At 54.4% G+C, this 12,154-nt stretch carries 13 protein-coding genes; 9 read left to right on the top strand and 4 right to left on the bottom strand.

Annotation, left to right across the window (positions count from 1 at the left end; translation table 11 throughout):
- Nucleotides 1-886: LysR family transcriptional regulator (locus tag ACN080_RS10110; protein WP_419113712.1), on the top strand; the 886-nt coding region annotated here is incomplete at its 5' end.
- Between the two features lie 55 nt (nucleotides 887-941).
- On the opposite strand, the gene ACN080_RS10105 is transcribed toward ACN080_RS10110, so the two are convergent.
- The 3 genes from ACN080_RS10105 to ACN080_RS10095 all read right to left on the bottom strand — a co-directional run bounded on the left by ACN080_RS10105 (nucleotide 942) and on the right by ACN080_RS10095 (nucleotide 3,224).
- Complete coding sequence (locus tag ACN080_RS10105; RefSeq protein WP_419113711.1) at nucleotides 942-1,805, bottom strand: DUF6318 family protein; 864 nt, start codon at nucleotides 1,803-1,805, stop codon at nucleotides 942-944.
- A gap of 190 nt (nucleotides 1,806-1,995) precedes the next feature.
- Nucleotides 1,996-2,355 (bottom strand): DUF4143 domain-containing protein, encoded by a 360-nt coding sequence (locus ACN080_RS10100; protein WP_419113710.1) that lies wholly within the window; start codon nucleotides 2,353-2,355, stop codon nucleotides 1,996-1,998.
- Nucleotides 2,356-2,387: 32 nt separating this feature from the next.
- On the bottom strand, nucleotides 2,388-3,224 hold the full coding sequence (locus tag ACN080_RS10095) for an ATP-binding protein (protein WP_419113709.1): 837 nt from the start codon (nucleotides 3,222-3,224) through the stop codon (nucleotides 2,388-2,390).
- A 255-nt stretch (nucleotides 3,225-3,479) separates the two neighbouring features.
- Between ACN080_RS10095 and ACN080_RS10090 the strand changes: the two genes are divergently transcribed.
- The 5 genes from ACN080_RS10090 (at nucleotide 3,480) to ACN080_RS10070 (ending at nucleotide 7,541) form a co-directional block, all read left to right on the top strand.
- Entirely contained in the window at nucleotides 3,480-3,944 is a 465-nt protein-coding gene (locus ACN080_RS10090) for a type I restriction-modification system subunit M N-terminal domain-containing protein (protein WP_419113708.1), read from the top strand.
- Nucleotides 3,945-4,003: 59 nt separating this feature from the next.
- Complete coding sequence (locus ACN080_RS10085; protein ID WP_419113707.1) at nucleotides 4,004-5,251, top strand: DUF6615 family protein; 1,248 nt, start codon at nucleotides 4,004-4,006, stop codon at nucleotides 5,249-5,251.
- A gap of 53 nt (nucleotides 5,252-5,304) precedes the next feature.
- Entirely contained in the window at nucleotides 5,305-5,646 is a 342-nt protein-coding gene (locus tag ACN080_RS10080; RefSeq protein WP_419113706.1) for a hypothetical protein, read from the top strand.
- A gap of 81 nt (nucleotides 5,647-5,727) precedes the next feature.
- Nucleotides 5,728-6,339 carry a hypothetical protein gene (locus ACN080_RS10075; protein ID WP_419113705.1) on the top strand — a complete coding sequence of 204 codons (612 nt, stop codon included), beginning with the start codon at nucleotides 5,728-5,730 and terminating at the stop codon, nucleotides 6,337-6,339.
- Nucleotides 6,340-6,419: 80 nt separating this feature from the next.
- The gene (locus tag ACN080_RS10070) at nucleotides 6,420-7,541 is read left to right on the top strand and encodes a helix-turn-helix domain-containing protein (RefSeq protein ID WP_419113704.1); all 1,122 of its coding nucleotides are present in this window, start codon (nucleotides 6,420-6,422) and stop codon (nucleotides 7,539-7,541) included.
- A gap of 45 nt (nucleotides 7,542-7,586) precedes the next feature.
- Here ACN080_RS10070 and ACN080_RS10065 read toward each other — a convergent pair whose 3' ends face one another.
- On the bottom strand, nucleotides 7,587-8,531 hold the full coding sequence (locus tag ACN080_RS10065) for a sugar-binding transcriptional regulator (RefSeq protein ID WP_419100023.1): 945 nt from the start codon (nucleotides 8,529-8,531) through the stop codon (nucleotides 7,587-7,589).
- A 108-nt stretch (nucleotides 8,532-8,639) separates the two neighbouring features.
- Here ACN080_RS10065 and ACN080_RS10060 point away from each other — a divergent pair, with 108 nt between their 5' ends.
- The 3 genes from ACN080_RS10060 to ACN080_RS10050 all read left to right on the top strand — a co-directional run.
- Nucleotides 8,640-10,403: an FAD-dependent oxidoreductase gene (locus ACN080_RS10060; RefSeq protein ID WP_419113703.1), complete on the top strand. Its 1,764-nt coding sequence runs from the start codon at nucleotides 8,640-8,642 to the stop codon at nucleotides 10,401-10,403.
- A gap of 93 nt (nucleotides 10,404-10,496) precedes the next feature.
- On the top strand, nucleotides 10,497-11,309 hold the full coding sequence (locus tag ACN080_RS10055) for an MIP/aquaporin family protein (RefSeq protein ID WP_419100118.1): 813 nt from the start codon (nucleotides 10,497-10,499) through the stop codon (nucleotides 11,307-11,309).
- Between the two features lie 62 nt (nucleotides 11,310-11,371).
- The coding region (locus ACN080_RS10050) for an FGGY family carbohydrate kinase (RefSeq protein WP_419113702.1) at nucleotides 11,372-12,154 on the top strand (783 nt) is incomplete at its 3' end.

The following is a 12,154-nucleotide window of genomic DNA, read 5'->3' as shown; positions in this document are numbered from 1 at the left end:
CCTTGCCATGCTGCTAGAAATCCACGAACGCGGTACCCTTGCCGCCGCAGCCAAAGCACTGCACCTGACCTCCTCCGCCATCTCCCAGCAAATCACCACACTGGAAAAAGAGGTGGGCGCTCCCCTGCTCCGCAAGGTCGGCAGGGGGGTTGAACTCACCACAGAAGCACTCATCTTGGCCGATAGTACCCGGAACATACTCAGAGAGATGGATGCTGCCCGCACCCGCATCACGCTGCTGGATGGTGTGCCCACCGGCCAGGTCAAGCTGGCCATCTTTCAGTCAGCCGCGCACGCCCTGCTCACCGGTGTGCTTGAGCACCTGGCACGCCAGGCGCCTCAGGTACAACTGCACGTGGTACAGATTGACCCGGAAACCGGCCTGTCGCTAACCCGCAGCCGGGAGTTCGATGTGGTCATTGCTGAGTCCTACCCCCACCACTACATTCCCGAATACCCGGACCTCACCTATGACCTGTTGGCCCTTGACACTTTGCAGTTGGTTGTTGCTCAGGACAGCCCCGTGGAAAAGCTGGCCGATGCTAGCGCCCTCCCCTGGGTTTTTGAAGGCGAGCACAACACCTCCCGCATCTGGGGTATTAACCAGTGCCGGGCGGCAGGTTTTGAACCGCACATCCGTTACGTGATTGATGACCTCAACGCCCACCTGCAACTGGCCGCAACCGGGGCGGCAGCCATCATGCCCAGCTTTGCGCTACCTGCCCAGGGCAAAGAACTAGAGGAAGCTTACGGTGTTAAAGCCCTACCCCTGCCCCATGCGCCCTCCCGGAAAATCTTCATGGCAACCCGCACTGAAAGCTCCAACCAGCCAGCAATCCAGGCGGTCAAAGAAGCCCTCCAAGACGCAGTTGCCCGCCTACCCTAAGGGGCAGACGGGCCTAAGGGGTAGACGGGCTCAAGACCTCACGAAACCGGCAGTCTTACTTATCTGCTGGCACCGCCATGGTATCTGAGTAGTCCATAGCCTGCAGGGTCAGCACCCAGGCCCCGTCCTCATGGTCAGCTGCCAGCCCAAAGAAGTAGGGATCTTCCGTGACCGGAACCCATTCGGTCCGGGGAGGGTTAGCCTCAGGGTTCAGGAGCACGGTCCCGTTTTCTACCAGGTAGGTATTGAGTACATACTCACCAAACTCATTGCCCTTGCCCACAAGGTAGAAGTCGGTCACTGCCTTGCGGTGGCCCCGCACAACCCACCCGCCGTTTTTGTAGGCGGCATCGACCTTGTCCAGGAAGTCGAGCTCAGCCTGCTGAGAGGGGTTAGGCTTGCCCGCTGGTGTTACCAGTTCCCGCCAGCGGGCGGTGTCGCCGCTGGTGATCGCGTAGTTACGCTCAGCAATGTAGTATTCGAAGAATTTAACGAAGCCCTCTTGGGTGTGCTCGTTCATGCCCGCAGGTTCAATGGGCCTGGGGACCTTCTGGGCCGGTGCTTCTTCTGTGGCAGGCATGTAGTCATCAAAGCTCCCATCATATTTGAGCCCGATAGCTGGAACCCTGTTCTGGGTGGACAGAGCTTCTGAGCTTGCTGCTGTAGCGGAGGCTGATGATGACGCAGCGGCCCCAGCCGATGCTGAGGGGGAGCCTGTTGTTGTGGAGAAACCGGCTTCACCGGAAGGTGCTGAGCTACTAGAGCTAGGCTCGGGCCTTGCCGTTGACCGGTCAGCTGACGGGGAACCGGAGGCCCCCACACCGCAACCGGTCAGGGCAAGAGCTGAGACTGCCAGCGTGGCCCCTAAGCGGGTCAAGGGCTGAGCGGAAGGGGCTAGAGATGAGCCAGAAAAGCGCATGCGTGTACTCCTGACGTGATGTTTGGATAGTTACACCCTACCCGCTCAGCAATCGGTCAGCATGTTTTTATCCACAGGGCAGGTGGAGGACGTAACGTAGGGCCCCAGTGAACAGGCGGTCACGGCAAACCAACTGTATATAGCAGAAATGTATTATGCGGCTGGAACCTACTGGCTGAGGCAGGTGTATTTACCCTAGAAGAGCCAACGGAATAACATACATGCCATCGGGGCGACGGTAGGCCACGTCGCCGGCGGTAATAACAACCAGGCTTGCAACGCGGTGAGGCAGCTGTTCCTTCAACCAAAGAAGATGACGTACGTCCCGGTCAGTAGGAGCCGATTTCAATTTCACTTCTATGGCAACTAGTTGCCCGTCGCGCCCTTCTACAAGGAGGTCGATTTCTCTGGCACCTGAATTTATCCTGAGGTGAGAAACTGTGGCCTCCAGCGACTGCGCTATAACACGTACCGTGAGAGTTACTAATGATTCAAAAAGGGGGCCTGCCATGTGGCTCCCCCGGTCAGAGAGCAAAGCAGAGGCATCCAACCCTAGAAGATGAGCCGCTAACGCGGGGTCTGCTAGATGGTGTTGGGGGGGGATTGTTGTAGGCGCGTGAAAGCGTTTAAGGCCGGTACCCAACCGGGCACCGGGTCGAGTAACCTTAATTTAGCCAAATGCTCACGATAGGTGCGGGTGGTTTTTTCAGATGGCTGTGTTCCGTCACCACCGGTCGTTGCGTCAAGCAGTTTTGAGTATGCAGTTGTGGTTGATTCAGCAGCCGCGTATGCCGCCAGCCATTTTCTAAGCGCCAAGGGGTGGCGAACCTCGGCACCAAGTTCTGGGATATCACGGTCGATCACACGCATGAGGTACCCTTCCAGCTGTGCACGCAAGGCACGGGGGTTGAGCCCCGCCAACCCGGGAAATTCGCTCGCGACAATCGCTTCCATATAGTCTGCCAGCTTATACTCTGACCGATAGGTTGATATATCGGCTTCACCTGCCAGCAGGTCAGAAAGGAATACGGTTGGGGTTGTTTGGCCGCGCTCATGCAACCCCATGGGGCGCATACGCAGGGAAACTACCCGACCGGCCCCGCTGTGGCTTCCAGCCATATCGTAGGGGCTAGCTGAGCCAGTGAGCAGGAATGACCCAGCAGGTGCCCCCTGGTCAACTGCCCTGCGCACCATGTCCCAGGCCTTCGGGTAGTACTGCCACTCATCAAGCAGGAGCTTCTTACCCCGAAAACTATCAAAATCAAAGTCGCTTTCTAAGAGGGCCACATTACTTGCCCGGTCGAGAGATAGAACAGTATCTGCGCGACGTTGGGCGGTGGCGGTTTTACCGACACCTTTCGGCCCATCAATAGCTACAGCAGAAAGGTGGGGTAAAAGGTCATCAAGTTCCCGATCCAACGATCTTGGAAGTTATTTCATAACTAGATATTATCACTTGTCAGACAACACTATTACCGTATTTTCATAAACTCTATTACCTGAATTTCATGAACGGTATGACCTGATTTTCACTCAATGTATTACGGCTTCTTCAAGATTGACGGGAAAGCGAATCCCTTTGAACCGCGGTGAGACTCCCCCTAGAAGGCACCGCTCCCTTAGAATTATCTGTAAGGCCCCTGACCGGGGCTGACCGTTTGTGAAGGGTAGCTTGTGTCGTCTTTGAATCATTCTCAGTTTATTTGGAACGTAGCCGATGTCTTGCGCGGGACCTATAAGCAACACCAGTATGGCCAGATTATTCTGCCCTTTACCGTGCTCTTCCGACTGGATGCCACCCTAGCCCCGACTAAAGAGGCCGTTGTGAAAGCAGCCGAGGGCTACCAGCTCGACGATGTCCCGTTGGCCATGCTCGCGGCCCAAGCAGGGCATCACTATAGTTTCTATAACCTGTCGCGCCACAACCTGAAAACCATCACGAACGACCCCGATACCCTGGCCATTAACCTGCGCGACTATATCAACAGGTTCTCCGCGAATGTGCGCGATATCTTTGAGAAGTACAAGTTTGAGGATACGGTTGCCGAGCTTGAATCGCATGACCTAATCTTTGCAAGAAAAGTGTTTTATGGGCACAAACCAAACAAACAAACCATAAAGAAGATATCAAACACCTAAAACAAACCACTAAACACAACATCCCAATAATTTATTAAAATCAAAATTCCAAGAATAAAATGAAAAACAATCCAATTTTTAACCCTCAAAATATAATAAACGCTTTATTGAATTTTGGCAATTTTACCATCTTTAAATTGCTCCAGCTAGATCACAAATCATCACCAATATGGGGCGAGGAAACACTAACCGATATTTTAAAGAGTCAAATTATTGGTTACCCATACAAAATAGTAGCCCCCTGCCCCGGGGAGCATTCTGATGAAACTTCATGCATCTGGGATGAAGAGTCAGATTTTTTTCCATTTAATGGGAATATGTTTTCTTTTTCAAAACAACAAGAAGGCTCACAGAGCGGAGCGGATCTTGGTTTTACCGTATTCAAAGCACCTAATTCAAACACAAGAATCGACATATTAATTCAGGCGAAAAGAATTAAAAATCTGGACAATTTAAAAAAAGAAGTAAAAGATGGATTAACGTATAAAAATAAAAATCATGGAAATCAAATTGATATATTAACTTCAGCATGCTCAGACTATGACGCAGTTGGATTTTACCTATTCTACATAAAAACCAAGGATCCCCACACCCTTTCACTGCATTCAAATTGCACACGTCACAGCACACCCTCCAATATTTCCCTAAGACTACTAAGTCTTAGTGACGCGAAAAATATAATCCACGATTCCTCAAATAAAGAAAATTTCAAGGAAAACTTTGAAAGGATTTCTCACCCCTTTGCATGCCTTCTAGCCGGTTGCCAAAACACGGCCAACACGGAACCCAAGACTCCATTTGAAAATCTGGAAGAATACCTCATAAATCATAATATTGAATATAAGATAAAAAATGATATTTTACATAAACAGAGAGGAATACAAGTCAACAATCCTCATATAATAAAGGATGATTTTACAAATACAAATAACGTTGATATTATTGTCAGACTCCTTCAAGATAACGAGCTCATTACGTTCCAGGTGCTTGCAGCCACTATCAAGGATAGCAAAAATGAGGATAATGCCAAAAAATCTGCAAGAGCGGCTGGTAGGCTTGTTGTCAACACAAAGATCAGTCCTAAAATTGCCGCCAGGGTCATATCTAAAGAACAAGCCAGAGAATTAATTAAAGGAAATAAAAATATTGAAGAAATATTTACCGAAGAATCATTTAAAAGTAAGCAAACACCTAAAACAAGACTAGAAATATTTAATGACCAAAAGATTGACCTGAAAAATATCCGAATAGTAAAATACTCAGAAATAAAGGAAAGGCTTCGTGAAAACAATATTCAATATGGCTAATCTTAGCTTTGAGCTCTTTTATTAAGGGGTAAGGATTTAAATCTAGGTCAGCCTTGATTGACCTGGTCAATGATTACTTTAAGGGCTTGAGCCTCTCGGACGAGTACCAGGTTGCTTTCGCCACGACCTTTGTAGCTGAGGCATCCAGGGACGAGGGCCTGCGCCAGAGCGCCGCCGCTAACACCAAGGACGACTTCGCCCATTCCAAGAAGGCCCGCAATGGCCTAGCCACTATGCTCTGGTCCTATGGCTCCGACACCAACGAGCTCCTGGACTTTGTTCGTAAAATGCCGGCTGATAAGTTCATGAGCCTCATGTTGGATCTGGGCCTCTACGAGCGCCTGCGCGACCAGGCAACCGGCCAGGACGACGGGGCTCAGCTCACCGTGGTCTAAAAACTCCTTAAAGTGTTAGCCCGATGCTCTAAACTAACAACAATGTCCAAATAGCCGTTGTCCCATGAGAGGAGAGCACTCTTGCCTGCCCCAAAGCCTGCTCCACCACCCATGTCTTCCGGTTCAGTCTACCATCACCCCAAGGCTCAGGAATATGCCAGGGCCGCGCGGTCTCGTTGCTGTACCCCGTTAAGCGATGGCCCTCTTATCTGGCATACCTACTGGTATGACAAGCACCCGGCAATTCTAGAAATAGTAGCCTGGCTCAAAGAGCTCCCCCAGAAAGCCCAAGAACGCGCGCTCGGTCAGTTTGAAGTACTCTTCGAAGATGCTTCCCAAGGCACTCTCAACCCCAGGGACCCCGGCGAACCGATCAAAGCAATTGATCAAGGGCAGGATTTCTACGAGTTACGTTGGACATTCAACGACTTCGGCTACCCTGAGAAGCTGTTTCGCCAGTACCACGCAGAACCTACTGAATCAGATGTAGAAAATCTGCTTGTCACCAGTCATGCCCATTTCAAGAAAGTAGATGGGTTCACCAAGCAACAAATCTCAGAGCTACAAACGGAGCAAATGCAACAGGCCGTCATGCGTTTCAATTTAGGCTGCAAATCTATGTGGGGGCTAGCGGCAGATGGCTCTGAACCGTTACACCCGCTCGATCTCATTGAAGATTTGCTATACGGCTAGCTCCATCCAGATTCAGCGGTGTAAGATGAACTCAAACACACAATACAACTTATTAGTTGTATAGCTGTTAGGATTTTCCCATGGCACGATTTACTACACAGCGTAGGAAACGCCAACCTTCCCCATCCCGCCAGCGCGCAAACTACCTCGCACGCCAAGAACGGGACTTTCTTGCTCAACTCATTAGCCTCCGCAAAGAGGCAGGATTAACCCAGCAGGACGTTGCGGAGAAGCTTGGTGTCTCCCAACAGGCTATTTCTAGGTTTGAATCCCTTGATTCAAGTCCCACCCTTTCCACCGCAATGTCTTATGCACATGCGGTTCAGGCTCTTGTACACTTTGAGGCTGTCCTCGATAACGGCCGCTTCGAAGCATTTGGCGAGAACTGGATATCAACTACCATTCAAGAAGCCCCGCCGATTCCAGGTGAAGCGCCCGAGCCCAGCGAAAGCACTCTCGATGTGACTCCTGAGCGCTTTATTAGCACTCAGGGTGCCGAAGCCTTTGTGGGCGTCCTTCAAAGTGACCTCGCTCTTGCCGCCCGCAAGCAGTCCCCCACGGACAGTTTCACAGGAACACAAAAACAGTGGATTCACAACGTTGCCAAGAAAGCAACGTGCCGTATCGACGGCTTGCCTCAGTATGACGCTAGCAAGCTACGAGTAGTTGCCAACCGCATCCCCTCACTCACCATGGACCCAGAGGGTTTCGCCGCGCTTTCCGAGCTTCTGGCAGGTGCAGGCGTTTGCCTGGTCTACTCAGAGCTACTGCCCGGAACCAAAATGAGCGGAGTCAGTTTTCAGATAGAAAACACACCAATTATTGGGATTTCCGGGAGCGGTAAGAGGCTCGACAAGGTCCTTTTCACCCTCATGCACGAGATTGCCCATGTACTCAACGGAGATATTTCTCTTGAGGCCGCCCCCATTCTTCACGGTGATAAAACTTCTGCGGGCAAAATCGAGCAACGTGAAGATGCCGCAGATAAGCTCGCAGAAGAACTTATTTTTGCGGGTAAGACGGTGCCCGTTCCTGCTGATTCCAGCCACATCTCATATGAGTGGGCCTATCAGAAAGCAGAGGAGCTTAAAGTCAACTACATCGTTCTAGTAGGACGACTACAAAATGAGGGTGTTCTTACTTGGGGGCAACTTTCGAAAGATGCGCCTCAGGTCATCGATTACCTGGAGCGATGGGAGTAAGCCTTCAAGAGGCTAAGTTCCATAGAATATCCTGTCGGCAAACACCTAGAGCAGCTGCTCCGCCAGTTCCACATCTACCACCAGATCGGTGATAGCCCCGGTGGTCAGTGCCCCACGCAGGGCGGCGGCCCGGTGTTTGCCGGCCGCGGCGCAGACCCTGCGCCCGATTTTTGCCAGCTCGGCCGGGGTCGGGCCGCTTGCCCGCCGGTTGACGTCAAGGTCGGCCCAGGTGCCGTCCTGACGCACCATCACGGTACACACGTCCCCCACAATCCCCTGAGCCCGCAGGTCCGCTAATTGCTGGGTGTCAAAGTAACGGCCGGCGTAGACGTGGGAGGGAATGGCCCCGCCAAAGGCACCCACCCCAAAAAGTGCCACATCCGCCTTACGTTGAACGGCCAGCACGCCGCGAATACTGCGCTCGCGCCACATGGCGGCCTTGGTGTCGGCAAAATCAAAGAAGGCCGGGACCGGGAAGTGAACCATCTGCGCCCCGTAGGCCGCTGAAACCTGCCCCAAAATGGCGCCGGAATAGGGGATGCCGGTGTGGCTGGCGTTACCTGCCCCGTTGAGCTGGACAACGGTCACGCCCTCTAGATGACGTTTGGGTAGGTACTGGGCTACCTCCGTCACGGTAGAACCCCAGGCCACCCCCAAGGTGGTGCCCGCAACCATGAGAGAGTCCACCAGCTGGGCGGTAGCGATAGCCACTCGGCGCATCCTGACCTGTTCGGTGGCGTGATCGGGTGGGCGCACCACCTGAACCCGCACCCGGTAGAGGTCCGCTAGGCGTCGTTCCAGCGGGTGCCCCCGGTGGGGCTGTTCCTTGATGTGGATGGTCACCACCCCGGTGTCCCGGGCGGCTTTAAGCAGACGGGACACCGTGGGCCGGGACACCCCTAGGCGGCTGGCTATAGCCGCCATGGTCTGCTGTTCGCCGTAGTAAAGCTGGGCTGCTTCAACCAGCAGATTTTCACTTTTGTTCACCATCTTTTTATTCTAAATGAAATTTTGTTCAGCTTGCTGGCTTCTGGGCAACCTTGGGCGCTCAAATGGTCTTAGACACTTTTACCGGCACCATCGTCAAAGGAAAACCTCATGACAGCCACCTTCACCACCCAATCCCAGCTCAGCGCTCAGTCCCGTAGCCAGGCCCTCGACGCCATGACCGATGAGACCGGGGTCGATATCCTCGTCATTGGCGGGGGCGTGACAGGCGCAGGTATCGCCCTGGACGCAGCAACCCGCGGGCTTCGCACCGCCATTGTCGAAGCTGGCGACTGGGCTGCTGGAACCAGCGCCTGGTCCTCCAAACTGGTTCACGGTGGCCTGCGCTACCTCTACAACCTAGACTTCAAGCTGGTAGCCGAAGCTCTCAAAGAGCGCGGCCTGCTCCTGGAGCGCACCGCCCCCCACCTGGTCAAGGCTCAACCCTTCCTCTGGCCCCTTAAAATGCCGGTAGTGGAACGAGCATACTCGGCTGTGGGCATCGGCATGTACGACACCATGGCCTTCCTAGGGGCCGGTGGCCACCGCGCTGTACCGGCCCAGCGTCACTTCAGCAAGGAAGGAACCAAGAGGGTTTTCCCCGGCATCAAGGACTCAGCCTTTAGCGGCGCTATCCAGTTCTACGATGCCCGGGTTGATGATGCCCGCCTGGTCATCGACCTGGTTCGCACCGCCGCAGGCTACGGCGCTCTGGCCGCTTCCCGCACACAGGTAACTGCCATTGAGAAAGACGCCTCGGGCCGTGTTACCGGTGCCCAGATTGTCGACCTAGAGACCGGCCAGGAAAAGACCGTGCGTGCAGGCCACATTATTAACGCCACCGGCGTGTGGACCGAAGAAACCGAATCTATGGCCACCTCAAACAAGGGCTTGGAAGTCCTAGCCTCTAAGGGCGTTCACATTATTGTTCCCCGTGAGCGCATCAAGGCCAGTAGCGGCATCTTCACCAAGACCGAGAAGTCTGTACTGTTTATCATTCCCTGGCAGCGCTACTGGATTATCGGCACCACCGATACCCCCTACACCGAGGACCGCGAGCGCCCCGTGGCAACCAAGGCCGATATCCGCTATGTGCTAGATCAAGCCAACAAGCTGATTGCAGATGAGCTGACCGAGGACGACATCATCAGCACCTACGCGGGCCTGCGCCCCCTGCTACAGCCGGTTGCCAAGAAGGGCGAGGCGGCCGCTTCTACCAAGGTCTCCCGTGAGCACACCGTCATGGAAATTGCCCCCGGCATGAGCGCAATCGCCGGTGGTAAGCTGACCACCTACCGGGTCATGGCTCAGGACGCGGTGGACTTTGCTCTAGGGCGTCGTGCCAAGAACCTGCCATCGGTGACCGAAAACATTAAGCTGGTCGGTGCCGAGGGCTATGAGGCTCTTGCCTCCCGGTCAGAGGCTTTGGCAGGCGAGAACGGTTGGGGTGCCGACCGCGTAGAGCACCTGCTGGAGCGCTATGGATCTGAGCTAGCAGATATTATTGCCCTCATTGAGCAGGATTCGTCCTGGGGCACTCCCCTGGCTGAAGCCCCCCAGTTCCTGCGGGCCGATGTGCTCCAGGCGGTGCGGGCCGAAGGTGCCCTGCACCTTGAGGACGTCCTGGTCCGCCGTATCCGCCTGGATCTGGAGGCAAAGGACCGGGGCCTGTCAGCCGCCGATGAAATTATCGAGATTATGGCGCAGGAGCTGGGCTGGGACGAGCAGACCTGCCAGCAGGAGAAAAAGCTCTATGGTGAGCGGGTCCAGGCTATTGCCGCCGCCCAGCAACTGACCACAGATTCTGAGGCAGCCGCAGAAGTTCTGGGGGCGACCCCGGTGGCTCCTCGCCAAGCGGTTGAACAAGCTCACTAGCTTTTGGCTTGAGCTAAACCACCTATTTATATCCAATCATGGGTGCAGCCCTCCGGGGTTGCACCCACCACAATGACGTGAAAGAGGTCAATGATGAGCTCATTACTGGTAGCTGGCGCTGAGGCCACTGTCCAGGCTACTGCCCAGGCCAGCGCCCTGGTGACCGCAGAGGGTAACGCCACTTTGTTAGGCGCCTTCTTTTCGGAGATTTTAGGAACCGCCACCCTCATTTTGATGGGCGCTGGAGTCTGCGCGGCGGTCACCCTACCCAAGTCTGCGGCCAAGAACACAGACTGGCTGACTATTGCCTTTGGTTGGGGGTTTGCTGTCTTTGCGGCGGTCTACATTGGGGCGCCTTCTGGGGCCCACCTAAACCCGGCGGTCACTCTGGGCCAACTCGTGGCGGGTAATGATTTTGCCCCCGGAATCGCTCCCTCCATGAGCGCGCTACTTGTTTATGTGGCTGGCCAAATGATTGGTGCTTTCCTGGGTGCCTGGGGTGCTTACCTGGTCTACAAGAAGCACTTTGATGAGGCTGAGCCGGGAACCACCCGGGGGATTTTCTGCACTGCACCTGCCATCCGTTCCTACGGCTGGAACCTGCTAACCGAAGCCGTCGGCACCTTTGTCTTGGTGGGTTTCGTAGTGGCCTCCGGTCGCACTCCCTCGGGTCTGGGGCCTTTGGCTGTTGCCCTGATCGTTGTGGCTATTGGCCTGTCCCTGGGTACCCCCACCGGCTACGCTATCAACCCCGCCCGTGATTTAGCCCCCCGTATAGCCCATGCCCTGATGCCTATCAAGGCTAAGGACTCTAGCGACTGGGCCTACTCCTGGGTTCCTGTTGTTGGCCCCCTCCTTGGCGCTAGCCTAGCGGCCCTGATTATCCCCGCCATCCTGGCTCTCTAAAACCACCCCTATACACCCGGTAAGCCTAAAGAGGGGTTTACCCTCACAGAAAAGGTTGGACTATGTCACAGCTTCCAGAACGCAAGAAATACATCCTTTCCATCGACCAGGGAACTACCAGCTCCCGCGCCATTCTTTTCACCAAGAAGGGTGAAATTAAGAGCGTCGGTCAGCACGAGCACGAACAGATCTTCCCCAAGGCCGGCTGGGTAGAGCACAACCCCATGGAAATCTGGGAGAACGTCCGCAAAGCCGTGGGCGAGGCCATGAGCAAAGCTGAGGTCAACCATCACGAAATCGCTGCGGTAGGCATCACTAACCAGCGCGAGACCGCTGTGGTCTGGGATAAGACCACCGGTAAGCCGGTCTATAACGCTATTGTCTGGCAGGACACCCGCACCCAGAAAATCTGTGATGAACTCGGTGGTGAAGCTGGCCCCGGCAAGTACCACGACATCGTGGGCCTGAATCTGGCCACCTACTTCTCCGGCCCCAAGATCAAATGGATCCTTGACAACGTCGAAGGTGCCCGCCAAAAGGCTGAGGCAGGAGACCTGCTTTTTGGTAATACCGACACCTGGGTTCTCTGGAACCTAACGGGCGGTGTGGATGGTGGCGTGCACGTAACCGATGTCACCAATGCTTCACGCACCCTGCTCATGAACATCCGCACCCTAGAGTGGGACGAATCCATCGCAGCAGATATGGGGATCCCCCTGAGCATGCTCCCTGAGATTAAGTCATCCTCGGAAATTTACGGCTACGGCCGGGCCCAGGGCTTGCTCAACGGCACCCCCATCTCCGGTATTCTGGGTGACCAGCAGGCGGCCACCTTTGGCCAGGCT

The sequence above is a fragment of the Rothia sp. CCM 9416 genome, from assembly GCF_048513535.1.
Lineage (GTDB): Bacteria > Actinomycetota > Actinomycetes > Actinomycetales > Micrococcaceae > Rothia.
The sequence above is the reverse complement of the archived record's forward strand: the minus strand, read 5'-3'. Positions and strand labels throughout refer to the sequence as shown.

Bases quoted from the DNA above. Each gene is read 5' to 3' on its own strand.
- ACN080_RS10105 (WP_419113711.1), bottom strand. From the start codon at position 1,805: ATGCGCTTTTCTGGCTCATCTCTAGCCCCTTCCGCTCAGCCCTTGACC.
- ACN080_RS10085 (WP_419113707.1), top strand. From the start codon at position 4,004: ATGAAAAACAATCCAATTTTTAACCCTCAAAATATAATAAACGCTTTA.
- ACN080_RS10070 (WP_419113704.1), top strand. From the start codon at position 6,420: ATGGCACGATTTACTACACAGCGTAGGAAACGCCAACCTTCCCCATCC.
- ACN080_RS10065 (WP_419100023.1), bottom strand. From the start codon at position 8,531: ATGGTGAACAAAAGTGAAAATCTGCTGGTTGAAGCAGCCCAGCTTTAC.
- ACN080_RS10060 (WP_419113703.1), top strand. From the start codon at position 8,640: ATGACAGCCACCTTCACCACCCAATCCCAGCTCAGCGCTCAGTCCCGT.
- ACN080_RS10055 (WP_419100118.1), top strand. From the start codon at position 10,497: ATGAGCTCATTACTGGTAGCTGGCGCTGAGGCCACTGTCCAGGCTACT.